General features: G+C 39.8%; 14 protein-coding genes. 11 read left to right on the top strand and 3 right to left on the bottom strand.

The features are described 5' to 3' along the window. Positions 1-87 precede the first annotated feature (87 nt). Both SanaruYs_RS04540 and SanaruYs_RS04535 read left to right on the top strand, forming a co-directional pair. Positions 88-1,800 (top strand): ABC transporter ATP-binding protein, encoded by a 1,713-nt coding sequence (locus SanaruYs_RS04540; protein WP_127121964.1) that lies wholly within the window; start codon positions 88-90, stop codon positions 1,798-1,800. A 56-nt stretch (positions 1,801-1,856) separates the two neighbouring features. After that, positions 1,857-2,585 carry a hypothetical protein gene (locus SanaruYs_RS04535; protein WP_127121353.1) on the top strand — a complete coding sequence of 243 codons (729 nt, stop codon included), beginning with the start codon at positions 1,857-1,859 and terminating at the stop codon, positions 2,583-2,585. Between the two features lies 1 nt (position 2,586). On the opposite strand, the gene SanaruYs_RS04530 is transcribed toward SanaruYs_RS04535, so the two are convergent. Then, positions 2,587-4,260, bottom strand: a complete 1,674-nt coding sequence (locus SanaruYs_RS04530) for a S8 family peptidase (RefSeq protein ID WP_127121352.1) — start codon at positions 4,258-4,260, stop codon at positions 2,587-2,589. A gap of 566 nt (positions 4,261-4,826) precedes the next feature. Between SanaruYs_RS04530 and dinB the strand changes: the two genes are divergently transcribed. Continuing rightward, positions 4,827-5,933, top strand: coding sequence for a DNA polymerase IV (dinB, locus tag SanaruYs_RS04525; protein ID WP_127121351.1), 1,107 nt, complete (start codon positions 4,827-4,829; stop codon positions 5,931-5,933). A 1-nt stretch (position 5,934) separates the two neighbouring features. Here the strand turns inward: dinB and SanaruYs_RS04520 are convergent, their stop codons facing one another. Together SanaruYs_RS04520 and SanaruYs_RS04515 are read right to left on the bottom strand one after the other, a co-directional pair. Beyond that, entirely contained in the window at positions 5,935-8,571 is a 2,637-nt protein-coding gene (locus SanaruYs_RS04520) for an ABC transporter permease (protein WP_127121350.1), read from the bottom strand. Continuing rightward, a complete protein-coding gene (locus SanaruYs_RS04515; RefSeq protein ID WP_127121349.1) occupies positions 8,571-8,903 on the bottom strand; it encodes a PadR family transcriptional regulator in 333 nt (110 codons plus the stop codon). Before SanaruYs_RS04515 ends, SanaruYs_RS04520 begins: the two co-directional genes overlap by 1 nt. Positions 8,904-9,028: 125 nt before the next feature. Here SanaruYs_RS04515 and SanaruYs_RS04510 point away from each other — a divergent pair, with 125 nt between their 5' ends. The 8 genes from SanaruYs_RS04510 (at position 9,029) to SanaruYs_RS04475 (ending at position 17,527) form a co-directional block, all read left to right on the top strand. Beyond that, positions 9,029-9,568: an RNA polymerase sigma factor gene (locus SanaruYs_RS04510; RefSeq protein WP_127121348.1), complete on the top strand. Its 540-nt coding sequence runs from the start codon at positions 9,029-9,031 to the stop codon at positions 9,566-9,568. Further along, positions 9,561-10,328: a HEAT repeat domain-containing protein gene (locus SanaruYs_RS04505; RefSeq protein WP_127121347.1), complete on the top strand. Its 768-nt coding sequence runs from the start codon at positions 9,561-9,563 to the stop codon at positions 10,326-10,328. The genes SanaruYs_RS04510 and SanaruYs_RS04505 overlap by 8 nt, the downstream gene beginning before the upstream one ends. 41 nt (positions 10,329-10,369) lie before the next feature. After that, positions 10,370-11,128, top strand: a complete 759-nt coding sequence (locus tag SanaruYs_RS04500) for a DUF4097 family beta strand repeat-containing protein (protein WP_127121346.1) — start codon at positions 10,370-10,372, stop codon at positions 11,126-11,128. A 296-nt stretch (positions 11,129-11,424) separates the two neighbouring features. Next, positions 11,425-12,171 (top strand): hypothetical protein, encoded by a 747-nt coding sequence (locus SanaruYs_RS04495; RefSeq protein WP_127121345.1) that lies wholly within the window; start codon positions 11,425-11,427, stop codon positions 12,169-12,171. Between the two features lie 617 nt (positions 12,172-12,788). After that, a complete protein-coding gene (locus SanaruYs_RS04490; protein ID WP_127121344.1) occupies positions 12,789-13,649 on the top strand; it encodes a ChaN family lipoprotein in 861 nt (286 codons plus the stop codon). Positions 13,650-13,936: 287 nt separating this feature from the next. Next, positions 13,937-15,271 (top strand): LA_2272 family surface repeat-containing protein, encoded by a 1,335-nt coding sequence (locus SanaruYs_RS04485; RefSeq protein WP_127121343.1) that lies wholly within the window; start codon positions 13,937-13,939, stop codon positions 15,269-15,271. A 615-nt stretch (positions 15,272-15,886) separates the two neighbouring features. After that, positions 15,887-16,444, top strand: coding sequence for a hypothetical protein (locus SanaruYs_RS04480; RefSeq protein ID WP_127121342.1), 558 nt, complete (start codon positions 15,887-15,889; stop codon positions 16,442-16,444). A gap of 297 nt (positions 16,445-16,741) precedes the next feature. Further along, on the top strand, positions 16,742-17,527 hold the full coding sequence (locus tag SanaruYs_RS04475; RefSeq protein ID WP_127121341.1) for a hypothetical protein: 786 nt from the start codon (positions 16,742-16,744) through the stop codon (positions 17,525-17,527). The last annotated feature ends 295 nt before the right edge of the window (positions 17,528-17,822 follow it).

Here is a 17,822-nt window from a genome sequence, read left to right as displayed (position 1 = left end):
TCGCTTGTAACTGATAACTAGGCTTAAGTGGAAAAGGAAAAGGTAAGTAGTGGTAATATCATTGATTGGTCGGTGCTAAGCCGACTGATGCGTTTTGTAAGACCGTATAAGGGGAGGTTCTATGTTGTGGTTTTTCTAACCATTGCCATCGGTTTGCTGTCACCCGTTCGTCCCATGCTTATTCAATATACGTTGGATAAGGATGTTGCTAATGGTGATTACATGGGCATGTTGTGGATGATTGTGATTTTGCTAGGGATGCTTTTCATCCAGTCTATTGCACAATACGCACATACTTACTTATCTGGTTGGTTGGGGCAGCAAGTGATACGCGACATTCGCACCAAGCTTTACGATCATTTAGTCAATCTTCGTTTAAGGTTTTATGACAAAACACCCATTGGTCGTTTAGTAACACGTACCATTAGTGATGTTGAAACCCTGGCTGATGTTTTTAGCGAAGGTCTTGCTGCTATGCTAAGTGATTTGCTGCAAATCATTTTTATTCTAGCCATCATGTTTTATACCGATTGGAGACTTTCACTGCTAAGTTTGTCTACCATTCCTTTGATGCTGATTAGTACTTACATTTTTAAAGAGAAAATAAAAGTTGCTTTTAATGATGTGCGTAATGCTGTGGCTAACCTGAATACTTTTGTGCAAGAGCATATTACAGGTATGAACATCGTGCAGATTTTTGCCAGCGAAAACCATGAAGCTAAAAAATTCCGGGAAATCAATAAAGAACACCGCGATGCAAACCTTCGGTCTGTGTTGTACTATTCCATTTATTTTCCGGTAGCTGAAATTATTGCCGCAGCCGGTATTGGTTTATTGGTTTGGTATGGTGCAAAAGGTGTTCTGCAAGAGGAGATGACAGGTATCACCATTGGTAAACTGATTGCCTTTATCATGTACATCCAAATGTTCTTCAGACCTATCCGGATGATTGCAGATCGTTATAATACTTTACAAATGGGTATTGTCAGTTCATCGCGTATTCTTAATTTGTTAGATGATCAAACAGATGTACAAAAGAATGGAACTCATGTACCTGAACATATCCGTGGTGAGGTGAAGCTTGAAAATGTTTGGTTTGCTTACAATGAAGAAGAGTATGTTTTAAAAGGTATTAACCTGGACATTAAAGAAGGTGAGACTGTAGCGTTGGTTGGTGCAACTGGTGCGGGTAAATCATCTATTATTAATTTGTTAAATCGCTTTTACGAAATTAATAAGGGCGAAATAAAAATTGATGGCAAGGATCTGCGTGAATATGAGCTAGGACATCTTAGAAAGAATATTGGCGTGGTGCTGCAGGATGTGTTTTTATTCAGTGATACTATTTATAAAAATATAAGCCTCGGCAGTGAAGAAGTAACCGAAGAAATGGTTTGGCATGCGGCTGATCTGGTTGGCGCCAGAAAATTTATTGAAAGATTGCCGGGCAAATTGAACTACAATGTAATGGAACGGGGCTCTACCTTATCTGTAGGGCAACGCCAGCTGATTTCCTTTATCCGTGCCATGGTTTACGATCCGCGCATACTAGTTTTAGATGAAGCGACATCTTCGGTTGATAGCGAAACGGAAGAAATGATCCAGCAGGCTACCGATAAAATGATGAAGGGACGTACCGCCATTGTTATTGCTCACAGGCTTTCGACCATACAAAACGCAGATAAGATAGTTGTACTGGACAAGGGAGAAATTAAGGAGATGGGTAAGCATGATGGATTGCTTCTGCAAGACGGGTACTATGCTCAGCTTCACAAAATGCAGTATAAAGAGTTTGTCTGAGTCGGTGCTCAAGTCACACTTGTTATAGGCACAGCAAAAGACGTATATTTGTTTTAATGCAGCCCTTCAAATCATTCTTTATCCTAACACTCTTCTTGCTAAGCAGCCAACTGCTGTATGCACAAAAGAGTAAAGGGGGCTATAGTAAAAGCAGTTACACTCTTAACAAACACAACTTTAAAGCGCCAAGAGTAGGGCACCATAAAGCCAAAACAATTTGCCCGATCTTTGAAAACAGTAAGTACCCTTACCAGGGTATTGGTTTTAAGGTTGGCGATCCCTTCTCACTCAGCTACAAGCTCTATCCTGTTAAACATTATGCTTTTGTATTAGATGTAGGGTCACCCTCCAGCAGTTTATACAGTAAGCTTTTTAGAGAAGAATTTACTTTAAAAACCGATGAACTTACACCTGATCTGGAAGGTGTGGAGTATTTGTCCCACGAGATTAAGTCCGATTTTGTATTAGATGCCAAAGTGCTTTATCAACTGGATGCAGATAAACTTTCAAAGGGTTTACAGGTATATGGCGGTTTAGGTTGGGAGTTAAGAAGAACTAGTATTGAGTACGACTATTTCTATCAAACGGCCCCTAATTTTAATGAGCCGGGTACCCTTACAACTAAACGACTAACGCAGGGTGTACAGGCAGCTGTTGGAATTGAGTACGCATATTTTCAGCTTCCTATTTCAGCTTTTATAGAAATGGAATATTACATCGACATGCAACAACAGCCGGGCTGGACTCATCTACAGGGTGGTATAGGTCTGCGTTACGTCTTCTAAATTATCTTTTAGAGGGTGTCTTTTTCCAGGTAGAGGCTAACTTAATTGCCTCGTAGGCATTTACCAGTCCACCGCTCTTACTCAGGTTTGAGAAATCAACTTCATCACTGCTTCCAGGTTTGTTTACTTTTAAGCCATCAAATCTTCTGCTCGATTTACTTATTATTTCACGAACATCAGTAACACTTAGTTCTGGGAAATAGCCAAGTAAGACTGCTGCAATACCTGCCACCACTGGTGTTGCCATGCTGGTGCCCTGCAGCGACTCGTATTCATTGCCAGGCACAGTTGCGTAAATGGCAGTACCCGGTGAAAATACATCAACTGTTTTCTTACCATAGTTAGAGAAGTCGGCTACAAATTCTTTTCCTTCACCCCACGAAGAAGCACCAATCTCCATCCAGTTTGAAGCTGTTTTTCCATTGGTATAGTTAGGTACAGGAAAGTGATCCTTCACATCGATGTCATCACCATCGTTACCTGCTGCATGAATCAATAGCACACCTTTTTGCTCCGCATAGCGAATGGCTTTTTCTACCACGTCCTTATTAGGCGAAAAGTATTTACCAAAACTCATGTTAATGACCTTGGCACCATTATCTACGGCATACAGAATACCATTCGCCACATCTTTATCACGTTCATCACCACTCGAAGGCACTACTCGAATTGGCATAATAAGTACATTGTCAGCAACACCTTTCATACCCACTTCATTACTACGGTTTGCAGCAATAATACCGGCTACGTGCGTGCCGTGCTTACCTGAATCTTTTACATCATTGTTACCATAGTAACGTTCGCTGGCATTGTTTTCATCATCACCAACAACTTCTCGAGGTTTAAATGTAAGGTCATAACTTTTTACCGCTTCTTGCAGGTAGTCAATATATTCTTTAAGTCCTATTACATGCGTTTGTAGTTCTGTTAAGAAATCACCCAATTCTGTATCTGGATCAAGACTTTGATATACACTCTGCAAGGTTCGTTGCACCATGAGTAGTGTATCATTACTAGCATCAAAAGCATCAATTTCTTTAAGTGTAATGCGTTCGAGTTTACTATTTTGTCTAATAATACTGTCACAATAATCAATTGTGTAAAGTGCATTGGCGTATAAAGAAAACTGCTCCGTGAACTCATCCAGCTTTTTTTGATTAGCTTTTGAGTCGTTCTCGTATTTGGTTTTTACTTTTTCCCAATAGGCCATTGCCTCCTTGTCTTTTTTATTAGACTTGCTCGGATTTTCAAACTGATCTTTTAGTCGCATGTACTCGCGGGTAACTTCCGCATGATCGTTTGTTGTACTTCCATTTTTACCACCAATAAAATTCCAGCCGTTTACATCATCCACATAGCCATTTTTGTCATCGTCTACTCCGTTACCGGCAATCTCTTTTTCATTTATCCAGATAAGCCCTTTCAGGTCTTCGTGGTCTATATCCACACCTGTATCAATAACGGCTACGATTATTTTTTTTGCTGGCCTGTCTTTCAAAATACTTTGGTAAGCCTTTTCAATACTGATTCCCTGAAACTTGTCAGCGTCCGGATCGAGTAAAAACCAATTCAGGGGTGGGCCCTGCAGGCTATCGGTTTGGGCAGATTGTGCCAAAGAACTGCCGCCAGAAAATAAAATAATGAAAAGTAAGGCAAAGCCGGTGAAACGCTTCATGTGTAAGAATTTTAGAATTGGTAAGAATAACGAAATAAAAGAGTATAAAACACGCTGTGACAGAATTTTTGAAAGTGTAAACCACAAAATATGCCAAAAGATGAACAAAGCTTACTTCTGTGATACCAGTGGCAAGCTTGTCAAACTTGCCGGTAAGTTTGGCTGCACCTTTGTATTGTAAATGGCGGTAGCAATGATATATCTGGTTCTCTTCATGGTCCTCGTTCATTTTGGGGTATTTTTTTACTACGCCACCAAGTTGAACAACAGAACAGAAGAAAGAGAGCTTGTTAATAGAGGTTAGTTTTAGGTTTGTTTATGAGATCAGGGCAGCGCAAGCTGCCTTTTTCGTTTTATCCCTTGCTGTTTCTCCCCCCTTATCAGTTATAAAAACATTTTCCATTATCAATGCTCCGCTCCTGCCATAGGCTTGTCAGTGGAGCTTTGTAATTTGCATAAGCATTATTTTAACCGCAGAGTTCACGGAGTTTCGCAAAGAAAAGGACAATGTCTCTGCGAACCTTAGCGCCCTTTGCGGTTAGAAAAATGTTAAATGTTAAGTAAGCATGGAAGAAGCCATTGTCAAGCCTTTTCGTAAAATCATTCATGTAGACATGGATGCTTTCTATGCTTCTATTGAACAAAGAGATTTTCCTGAATATCGCGGTAAACCCATAGTAGTAGGGGGCTCTCCTGAAGGTAGAGGAGGTGTTGTGGCTACCGCCAGTTATGAGGCGCGTAAATTTGGCGTGCGTTCTGCCATGCCTTCCAAAAAAGCTAAACAACTTTGTCCGCAAGTAATATTTGTATATCCACGTTTTGCTGTTTATAAAGAAGTCTCTTATAAAATAAGGGAGATCTTTCAGCGCTACACCGATTTAATAGAGCCGCTTTCGCTGGATGAAGCCTATCTGGATGTTACCGAAGATAAACTCGGTATAGGGTCAGCTATTGAAATAGCCACACAAATAAAAGATGCTATTAACAGCGAGCTTCAATTAACTGCTTCAGCCGGCATTTCTATTAACAAGTTCGTTGCTAAAATTGCTTCTGATATGAACAAGCCTAATGGCTTAACCTTTATAGGGCCTTCACGGGTGGAAAATTTTATTGAGAAGCTGCCTGTAGAAAAATTCTTTGGTGTTGGCAAAGTAACGGCCGAAAAAATGAAAGGTATGAACCTGCATACCGGAGCGGATTTAAAAAAACTAAAAGAGACGGAACTCATCAAACATTTTGGTAAAGCCGGAAGGTTCTATTATAAAATTGTAAGAGGGGAGGACAATCGCCCGGTAAAACCTGATCGTGAAGCTAAATCGGTTGGCGCAGAAGATACCTTTCCTTACGACTTAACAGATGTGGAGGAAATGGTTATTCAACTGAAGAAGCTGTCGGTTTTAGTGGTGAACCGTTTACAAAAACAGGAACTGAAAGGCAGAACGATTACACTGAAAGTCAAGTATCACGATTTTAAACAAATAACCAGAAGCAGATCATTTCTTAATGGTATTGATGATGAAGAAACCATTCTGGAAACAGTGCTGAGTTTATTACAGCAAACTGAAACAGAGAATGTAAAAGTGCGTTTGTTAGGTATTTCCCTATCAAATTTTAATGATGTAAAAATCAATTCTATTCAGGAACTACCCAACGATCAGCTAACATTATTTTAGCTTACTCATTTTTCAGTACTTCAGCAGGATTTGCATTGGCAACTTTTAAAGTTTGTGAGAAAACAAGAAGCATTGCCAATAACCCAACAGCCAATACCCCAACCAGCATATCAAATAAACCAATAGGAGCATGGTTGGCTACTTTAGGTAGTAGAATTTCTTCAAAGAATAAATAGGTTATGGGTAGTGCAATTACTACGGCAATGCCAATAAGTGCAAAAAAACCTTTACCAAGCAGGAGCAGTAATCGAGCTACACTGGCACCCAATACCTTACGTACACTCACCTCTTTAATTCTTGTTTCTGTTGTAAATACAACCATACCCAACATGCCCATAGAGGCAATGCATATGGTGAGAAAAGCAATAGCACCTGCTACTTTCACGGATGCAGATAAACCACTAAAGGCTTCTTTAATTTCATCATCATAGAGTTTTGCCTGCAATGGATGTACGGGATCTATCTTCTTCCAGATAGAATCGATCTTAGCTATTAAAGCGGGGGAGCTTGCGCTTGCCAGTTTTATATTAAGATATTGGCAATCTTTTGGACTATAACGCAATAGTACCTCTCTGTTGTTGTTATTATTTGCACGCCCGTATTCAAAGTCATCGATGATACCTACAATGGTTAAAGCTTTTCCATCAACCAAAATTTCTTTACCAAGGGCATCAATAAAATCACCCTTGACAAGTTCTAGTCGCTTGATCACATGTTCATTTATGATTACTTCACTCTCTGCTGCATCAGGAGCCAATGGCGTAAAATTTCTACCTGCCAATAGTCGGTAGTTGTGCAACGGTAGATATTTATCGTCAACTGACATAAACCAAACATTAGCAGAATCCATTGGTTTCACGGGATTTTTCATGCGGGTTGACCAATAATTGCCAACACCCAGTACCATAGCAGATCGGGAAATATCTTCTACTTCATTTAAGGCAACCAATTCGTTTTTAAGAAGCGAGGCATTGTTGTCGCTTACCGCAATATTTAGAATATTATTTGTTGTGTAGCCGAGATCATAATTTACAAAATGTTTATACTGTTTGTAAATAACTAAAGTACCGGTGATTAGCATCAATGATATAGCATACTGGAAGACAATCAGTGCTTTTCTCATAGTTACCTTACTGAATATTTTTTGAGAGCTACTCTTTAGCACACTAATGGCATTCAGACGAGCAAAGAACATGGCGGGGAAAATACCGGCCACCAAGCCAATAAATATTGCGAATGCAAAAAAGTATAAGATCAGTAAAGGAGATGTTTCAAGTACTAATATTTTCTGTAAATCTGGCTCCATACTGATAAAGTGTGGCTTTACAAAAAGAAAGAGTACATAGGCAGCCACCAATGACAACAACGATAGAACAATAGCCTCTGTAGTAAACTGTGCAATAACATGACCTCTCACTGCTCCGATTACTTTTCGAATACCCACTTCTTTTGATCTTCGTAATGAGCGGGCGATAGAAAGATTGGTATAGTTAAAGCAAGCAGAAAGCATAACAATGATGCAGAGGGCCAGGAAAACCCAAAGTATGGTAGTACCAAGAGTTGGCCCTATTTCATTCCCCATATTATTACCCAACATGATATCATCCAAGGGTTGAAGCGCCAATTCGATGTGCGTATTTTTTACAGTGAGGTCTTCTTTTGCACTTAGTTTATCTAAATTCTCATTGAAGGCAGTAAGGTTTCTCTCATCGGGAATAACAACATAAACCCAGTGGCTCCAGACATTATCCCATGCTTCGTCACTTTTGGCGCGCTCTGGAGCGCTTATTGGCAGCGTGTTGATTGAACACAACATCTCAAATTTCATGTGAGAAAAGGCAGGTAAGTCTTGTAGCACCCCCGTTATGGTATATTCCTTATCGTCATTCAATAAAATTGTTTTGCCGAGCACACTTTCATCACCAAATATTTTATGGGCAGCAGTTTGTGTTAACACCAGCGAGAAGGGTTCTTTTAGCGCAGTAGCGGGATTACCTTCTGCCAATGGAAAGGAGAATACAGATAGAAGTGAATTGTTGGCCCAGTACCCGGATAGTGGAACGGCCTTTTCGCCAAATTGAACATCGCCAGCTAAACCTCTTCGCAGAATTGCAACACCTTCATGACCGGTAAAACTTTCTTCGATTGCTTTCGCAGCGCGAAGAGAATTTGTCGCCATAAAACTCCTGTCCTGATGTTCCAGGTATTGATAGCGACTAATAACACGATAAATCTGATCATGTTTTTCATGAAAGCGATCATAAGAAAACACATCCATTAAAACGCCAATCAGCAGTAAGCCAACGGTCATGCTAATGGCAAGGCCTGCAATATTAATAGTTGAGAAAAGTTTGTTGCGAACAAGACTTCTTCCGGAGGTTTTGATGTAACTGCCCAGCATAATCCAGTTGATTAAATAATTGATAAATTCAGGTTTGCGTACGGTATATAATCTGAAAAATTTAAACACATCGATAATGTAAATGAGCTTTGCTTTTCTCAAGCCCTTCTGTTCAACATTGCGCAGAAAATATTCATACAAGTCGCCCTCCAGATCTTCGAGCAGATCAGGTTTACAATACCAGGCAAGCAATCGTGTTGCCCATTTCGGAGGAGATGATTCTTTATTGACTTTCATCAGATGGCTTTTAAAGAGAACTCAGGAATCATGCTCCACAATTGATCACGTAGTTCTTTAGCTTTATACAAGGCAGATTTTCCTGCGCTGGTAACAGTGTAATACCTTTTTCTTTTACCACCACGTGTTTGTGTTGCTTCTCCTAGTTTACTCTTCACATAACCTTTTTCTTCCAGTCTATTGAGTACAGCATGGACAACACCCAGTTTTGCCGAGCGTTTAGTTTGTCTTTCCAACTCATCGCAAATGGCCACACTGTAGGCATCATTTAGCAATACGGCAATAGTCAACAATACGAGTTCCTCAAACTCGCCAAGATTTGTTCCTTTCATGATGCTATTTATTACGTAAATGTATGTAAAATAGTTTTGAAGTATTTTTACAATCTTTAAATTCTTTTGTAACCTTTTGAGTGCGTGATGGTAATTAACCTGAAATTTGATAAAAACCTTTCCCAATGACTGACGAGGCCATCATGGAGGCAGTAAAAAATGGTAAGCTGGAACAGGCCGCTGTGCTGTTCGAGCGCTACCACTTGCGCCTCTACAACTTTCTGGCACGTTTGGCAATGGATAAGGAAGTGGGCGAAGACCTGACGCAAAATGTTTTTCTGCGCATGTTGAAATACAGGCATACGTATAAAGAGAGTATGCGCTTTCAATCCTGGATTTATCAACTGGCAAGAAATGTGTTTTCAGATCATTATCAGTCGATGAAGAGAAGCATGAATTCGAAAACAGATGTAGAGCGACTGGCTGATTTTATTCCGGACGAAGACAGCAGGGCAGAGGAGGAAAGAGAGGCGAGGCTTCATCAATCATTGAGTCTGTTGTCGGAAGAGCAAAGAGAGTTACTGGTGCTTACCCGTTTTCAACATATGAAGTACGAAGAAGTAGCAGAGATTTTAAATACAACCGTGGCCAACATTAAAGTTAAAGTGCACCGGGCCATGATAAAACTTAAAGAACATTACTTTCAATTAGAGGCGTATGATTAACGAGACGGTACAACAAAAGCTGATGGATTACCTGGATGGAAATTTGTCAGTAGATGAACGTAAGGAAGCAGAACGTATGTTGACTGAAGATGCAGACTTGCGCACCTGGTTCGAACAACTGAAACACGTTAACAGCAGCATAACAAAAAGCGCTGAATGGAAACCAAGTGCTGCGCTGCGCGAATCATTCGAAGCTGCCTTGCAACAAGAATTGAAGAAGGAAACAAAGCAAGTGTTTTTTACTCCGATGATGTATAGAGTAGCCGCTGCTGTTATGTTACTCATTGTAGCCGGAGGCATAGGCTTTTGGGTGAACAATCAGTGGCAGCAACAACGCGAAATGGCTGAACTGAAAAGACAATTGCAAGAGACAAAAAGTATGATGATGGCCATGATGAACAATGAACTCTCAGCTAGTCAGCGTATGATGGGTGTATCGGTAGCCAACTCACTTCCACAAGCCGATGATGAAATTACCAGAGCGCTTTTTAATGTACTGAATGAAGATGCGAATACAAATGTGCGTTTGTCGGCACTGGAAGCTTTATCAAAATTCCATGCAGACCCAGCAGTGAAACGCAAGCTGATTCAAAGTCTGGCCATACAGAAAGATCCTTCGGTACAAATTGCCTTAATACAATTGTTGGTGCAAATCAAAGAACAATCGATTATGCCACAATTAAAAGATATTATCGAAGATGACCAATCGATAAAAGCTGTGCGCGATGAAGCGCATACAGCCATACTCAAGCTTTCATGAAAGATTTAATATATAAGTGAACATTCTAATCAGGTAAACACATGCAAACGAAATTAATAACAGGCGCACTATTGCTTTTTGCTACACTAGCTACTGCGCAAGAATACAAGGTAAACAAGAGTTCCGGGCGACTTGAAATCTATTCAGGTAATGTAACAGTAGAGGGCCATGCCGGTAATGAAATAATCTTCTCCTCTAAAGATGGTGACCGTGATAAAGACGAAAGAGCTGTTGGGCTGAAATCGGTAAATGGTATGGGCCTCGATGACAACACAGGCCTTGGTATTAATGTAACAACCAAGGATAACATTGTTGAAGTTCGTCAGCTGAAGAAAATGAACTCACCTAAAATTAAGGTGTTGGTGCCGAGAGGTGTAATAGTCTACTTCAACCATGAATCGCAGTATGGAGGCAAAGCTGTTTTCAGAAACATGGAAAATGAGATTGAAATCTCTTGCCAATACAATAGCATTGAATTGGAGAATGTAACCGGGCCATTAACTTTAAAAACAGTTTATGGTGGAGTGGATGCCTCCTTTAGCGAATCGGTAAAAGGTCCTTTGTCAATTGTATCAGTTTATGGACATGTCGACATTACTTTACCCATAGCGACCAAGGCAAATCTGAAAATGACAACCTCTTATGGTGAGTTGTACATGGCCTCAGATTTTAACCTGGAGGTAAACAAGAAAGATGGTATGACACAATGGGGCGATAAGCTGGACGGAAAATTGAATGGTGGAGGTTTTGCCATCGACCTGCGCTCTGATTACGGCAAGATTTATCTTCGCAAAAAATAGTCTGAATTACAAGGCGAATGAAATACTAAGCTACTTCATACCTATCTAGTATTTTTTATAGAGATCGATACTAATCTTTTGAATATTACTAGTTTAAAATGATAAGAATCAAATAATCAGCGCTAATCCGTCAGACCGCTGAATGCGAAAATTTACAGCGGTCAGACGGATTTTAGCAAAGAATGGAACTAGCAGTTAAAAATTAAGGTGATCAGACGCAGCGTATTAATTCAATTAACACTGTGCCGCGGAACCTAGCACCATCAGATTAAAATACACACATTAAAAAGACTAATATGCAAACCAGAATACTATTTTTAGTATTTGCGTTACCACTCTGTGTCTATGCGCAAACAAAAATTGAGAAAAACTTTCCGATACAGGCTTCACAAAACTTGGTGTTAGAATTTGACTACCCCGAGTTAATTAAAATCAGCACGTGGGATAAACAGGAAGTAAGTATTAAAGGAACGGTAAGCATTAACCGGGGCGAAAATGACGAGGCCTTTGAGCTCACCAGTAGTAATGAAGGTGGTGCTTTAGTTATTGCTTCATCCATACGTAATAAAGATAAGCTTCCTAAACGCATGCTAATTAAACAAGGTACAGAGGAGTACTATTTTAAAACAGACAATTACCGTGATCCTGAAGTACAAAAATTTATGGAAGAAAATGGTAAGAACTACCGTTACATGAACAATGGTGTGATCATTGAGATTGAACTTGAGATATTCATTCCTAAAAACAAAGCAACCACTATTGATGCTAAATATGGTATGGTTGAATTGTTGGCTTGCCAGGCGCCCCTTACTGTTAATGCTACTTACGGTGGCGTTGATGTAACCGTGCCCACACAAGGTTTAAAAATGCTAAGCGCCAGAACAAAGTTCGGAGAGATATTTACCAACCTTACTCAGAAGCCTAATGGAAGTAACTTCCCTGATAATTATGACAACTGGACTTCGGTTCGCTACGAGTTGGGTACAGGTAATGAACTGGAAGTCGAATCAAAATATGGGAGAGTGTATTTGAGAAAACAATAAAATTGATTAGTTGATGTGCTGATTCGTTAATTCGTTGATGTGTTGATTCGTTGAAGTGTTGATGTGCTGATTCGTTGATTGATTTGAAAATATTAAGATTTAAAAATAAGACTCACGTCATTGCGAGGAATTGGGCTGGGTTGTGTGTTGGGGTGACGAAGCAATCTGGTTGATTTGATGATTCGTTGATGTGTTGATTCGTTGATGTGCTGATTCGTTAATTCGTTGTAGTGTTGATATGCTGATTAAAGAATTTAATAACGCACATGCCAATTTAGAACGCAACTTGTTCGCCTACACAAATCTGAATTTCCTATGCTTCATTACAGCATGCTCAGGCAAGGCATTATGCTATCTTCGGTCTGGCAGAGGTTGCGCGCCTGCCTGCCGGTAGGCAGGGATAGCATACAGCCTTGAATGAGTATGCGAGGCCCCACGGCCTGAGAGTGAAAACTCGCTGTCTAATGCTGATTCGATTAATTTTAGTAACACTTGTCATTCCGAGTCGCGAGGCATCTTTATCCGAAATAAATTAGAACCTCTAACCATAAAACCAATTAAATTTTAATATGACGAATTCAAAATTTATTCCAACTTTGTAAAGAGAATAAATTTTTATGAAAAAACTACTCGTTTGCTGCTTCCTCACCGCCACACTATTTACCTACGCACAAGACAAAGCAACGTATAAGGTTTTCACCAAAGAGGGCAAGCCAAGTGACTTTACCACCATGATGAAGGAGTCTGCTAAAGCAGACCTTACTTTCTTTGGCGAATTGCACGACAATTCCATTGCTCACTGGCTGGAGTTACAGGTAATGAAAGACCTTTTCGCACAAAGAGGTTCTGTAACCATTGGTATGGAAATGTTCGAAGCCGACAACCAAATTATTATTGATGAATACCTGGCAGGACTTATTGATGAAAAACTTTTATTGAGCGAAGCCAAAGTTTGGGATAACTACAAGAACGATTATAAACCTTTGATTGAGTTTGCCAAAGAGAACAAACAACGTGTAATCGCTACCAATGTACCCAGACGTTACGCTAACATTGTTTATAAAAAAGGCATTGATCAATTAAATACAATTGCACCCGAAGCAAAAAACTGGATTGCTACATTGCCTATTATTATTGACTTGACATTAAGCGGCTATAAATCAATGATCGATCAAATGGGTGGACATGGTGCCCCTGGCACTGCTGATAACATGGCGCGTTCGCAGGCAGTGAAAGATGCGACTATGGCTCATTTTATTTTAAAGAATAAAAGTTTTCCCTTCTTGCATGTTAACGGTTCTTATCACTCGCAAAATTCCGAAGGCATTGTGTGGTACATTAAAAAAGCCGATGCTAAGATTAAGATCATAACACTTCAGGTAGTGGAACAAAAAGACATCAACCAACTGGAGGAGGCAAATAAAGGATTAGCAGATTACGTCATTGCTATTCCTTCAGACATAATAAAGACCTACTAGAGGCCATCTCAAAAATAAAACGACTCGTCATTGCGAGCCCTGTAGGTAGGGTTTGTGTCGGGGTGGGCGAAGCAATCCGGCTGGTGGCCTTAAATGCCGTCAATAGATTGCTTCCTCACCCTAGCATACATTCAACACTTCGTTCACCACAATGAACTGTGATTATACTGTTCGAAGTATTTTTGAGATAACTTCTAGTCGTTCGTCTACTGTATCAGTTATTTTATCGATTTCAGTATACTAAAGATTTATACATACAGTTAAAAAGGGTAACCCTAACCCTCTTTATGTTACGAATCCTACTCGTAGTGTGCGCATGCAGTACACTGGCTTTTCCGCAATCGCGAAAAAGGCAACTCAAACTTTTTCATGTGTCCTTAAGTCCTGGCATTAGTACCAACGGCATACATGGCAGTGATAAGACCAATGTATTCTCTTTCAATTTTACTTCAGGCTATACAGGCGCTACTAACTTTTTAGAGCTTGCCCTTATTTCAAATGCCAATGAATTAAAAACCCGCGGACTACAAGTGGCAGGACTCGTTAATGTAACAGGCATTAATGCATACAAAGGCTTAAGCGAGAATGAGATAGATCAAAAGCAAAGAAGCGGTTTCGAAGCCAATATGATAGGGGCGCAATTCTCAGGCCTTATCAACAGTGTGCTCTCCAATGCGTATGGCTGGCAAGCCACTGGTGGGGTCAACATGATTCACAATGCCTTATTTGGTTTTCAGTTGGCGGGTATCAGCAATGTGGTGTATAAATACTCATTCGGTTTTCAGTTGGCAGGTCTTACCAACACTTCTTATCAATCGATGGACGGTGTGCAAATAGCCACGCTCAGCAATTATACTGATGGTGGTTTATATGGTTTGCAGTTATCTCTTTTTAACAGGGTAGGTTTTATAGAAGGAAAAAATGGTTACGAAAATAGTGACTACACCGGCTGGCAAATTGGCTTGGTAAACAAAGCCAAAGAACGCATGAATGGTTACCAGATTGGTTTGGTAAACATAGGAGGACGCATGCAGGGTACACAAATTGGTTTGATTAACATTTATAAAAGAGGAAAGGAAATAGGAACCATTGATGGTACTGCTATTGGTTTATTGAACATCGGTTCGTTTGGTCATCTCTCACTTTATGCAACAGAATTATTTCCTGTTAATATTGAAGTGACTACAGGCAATATAAAGAACGGTAGGATTGTGACTACGCATAAGAACAAATATGTACACAATGCGCTGATCTACTCGAAAGGAAGTAGCTGGTCGGTGGACAAAGATGCGCAGTGGGCACTAGGTTATGCCTTGCGGAAGTACATCTACAACAGATCGCAACGACCGGGGATGAATGAAATATGGTTTTACGCCTATGGTATTACCATGCAACATTTAAATGAAGCTAAGAAGAAAATAACAAAAGAACTGAATTTGATTAGTAAGCCTGAGTTGCTTATTGGCAGCAGGATAAAACCTAAAAACAGCAGCGTCTATTTCTTTGCTGCACTTTCGTGGAATGCCTATTTACACAAGGAAAGTACTGAACAAGTTACAGAAGAAAGAGAATTAAAGTTTGACAATTGGCCGGGAGTGTCTTTGGGCTTGATGGTGCATTAGCAGAATTAAAGCTAAGAGCACTCAAAAATTTGGAGACTTGCACAAAACCTTCCGATATTAGAGGCTATATGCAACAGCGTGGGCTCCGGATATCGGAAATATATTCAACAGTTGAATATAGCAGGACGTTGCACACAAGGCGGTTGAAGTGCTTCGTAAGATAATTACGTGTGATAAAAACCATTTGACTTTGGACTATTTTACCCCGCCCCGGTGACAGAAACGAATCGCGTGAAGTGCGAATTTTTTTATTTCTGGAAAGGAAAATCTGAAAAATCGGGCTCACGAAAAAAATTTGACTCAAAAACAAATTCAAGTAACTCTCCTACCCTGTTTGACACTGGACGGACTCGTCTTGACCAGCGACCGCGACTCAACCTGTGACAGTAACCGTATAACGACAACATTTCGACTCACTTAACGTAGGACGACTCCGCCCAGTGTGCAACAATAGCTACATGTCATGCCGCGTGACAGTTTGCCAATTACACACAAACTACTAACTTCGTTAATTAACGTTGGAATCATACGAGCTTCGATAAGCGGCACGCCATGTAGCCCAGCGTTGTGCGCTATTACCGCGGGACAAAACCCCAAATAAGATAGTTGAGATTGATGAAAAGAATAATTGTACTTTTGATTTTAGCAACCTTAATAATTGGTTGCGCAACAATCAAGCATGATTCAATCCAGACAGTTGATAAATTAAACGAAAGTGACTTTCGTCAATTAAACGGACGATACTCTAATAAGGCGGACGATGGGAAGGGAAAAGAATTTTGGACACAGTTTACGGGTGACTACCAATTAAAGACTTTATGGGAAAACGTGAATCAAGATCAATTTGGCTTAGGTTACGACTTGGACAACCAATCAGTCAGTATTGAATTTTTGACCTCAAAGAAAGCCATTTTCAAATTGTATCAAGGAGACTCTATAATATCGGAGAAGAATGTGAAAGGTAAATTCAAAGACGGTTACTTTTATAAAAGACCATTCTTTGTGACAATTCCTTTAGTCCCAGTTCTATTTGGCTACAACACAAACAGACTGAGAATTGGAAAAGCGGACAATGCTATTGTTGCTGATTATAAATGGAATATTTGGATGTCATTTCTAGTGGCTGGGAAAGCAGAAAAAGGATACAGTAGCTTGATCTTTAGTAAACGCTAACAGCGCACAACAACGGCTATAAAGCATTACTTTTGATTAATTATTTTTTAAAGGATAAAAGTAACGCTTCATAGCCAGACGTTGTGTGGCATGCTTCGGGACAGACTATTAATGAAAAAGACGACAATAATTATTCTATTACTCTTTTTGACAAATAACGGGCGGACCGACATCGCACCCAATCCGATTGTATTGAAAAGCTTAATGACAAATAAACCATGTGAGGTACAAATGGTTTCAGAGATCGTTAATATAAATCTATATTCAGACTCATCTTTTGTAAGCTGTACATTTAATATGAAGAATCACGGTGACAGTTTAACCTTAGCCGTTGGTTTTCCAGTCATGAATTTCTTTCATTGGAGCATTAGCCCTTACGACAAGCAGGACAAAGAAAAATTTGAAATATACGTTGACGGCTTGAGACTTAGTCAAAGTGACATCCAAGTTCCAGAGGAAATGAAAGAGACTTATGACAAATACATGAAAGTAATTCATATTGAAGAAGAGTATAAACGAAAACTAGACAGTATAAATACACACTTTGGAGTAATTGAAAAAAGAAATTGGACAAAAGTAACTAAGGGATCTTACTCCGCTTTTGAGCGAGCCCAAACCAAAGTTTACAATTGGAAAGAAAATGAACCAAACCTCGACTCTGATTTAATAATGGAATTTGACAGTTTAATGACAGCTGGCGATTATGCATGGTACATCTGGAAAGTAAAGTTTCATAAGGGCGAATCGAAAACGATTAAAGTTAATTACATGGTACCAAGTGGAATTGGCTACGGTGGAGAATACAGGTTTATGAAATACCTATTAAGCACTGGGACAGGTTGGAAAGACAAAATCAGTAGAGCTGAAGTAAATGTTAAACTGGATAACGTCAAGGTAAATACTGTAGAGACGATTGCACCATCCAATTACAAAATGGACAAGAAAGAGAAAAAAATTAGCTGGACATTTTTGAATATAGAACCCACGACCGACAACGACATTTACATTAAATATTATAATCCGAGAGAAAGGAGAAAGTGGGAGAATTTTAAACAGAAACGAATTAGACAATTGAGCAAATGATACGCACGCCACACAACAATAGCTACATGTCATGCCGCGTGACAGTTTGCCAATTACACACAAACTACTAAATTCGCTTTGTAACGTTGGAATCATACGTGCTTCGCTAAGCGGCACGCCATGTAGCCCAGCGTTAGGCACAAGGCGGTTGAAGTGCTTCGTAAGACCGTGACGACTAAACGACCACCACCCTACTTCGGTTGACTTTAGTATAGCTAACAACTTCTGGTTGACATTAAAACCATCGTGTGACTTTGATTCAACTAAAAACCACTTGTGAATCAAAACCAATTCG

The organism is Chryseotalea sanaruensis (assembly GCF_003990915.1).
GTDB lineage: Bacteria > Bacteroidota > Bacteroidia > Cytophagales > Cyclobacteriaceae > Chryseotalea > Chryseotalea sanaruensis.
The sequence above is the reverse complement of the archived record's forward strand: the minus strand, read 5'-3'. Positions and strand labels throughout refer to the sequence as shown.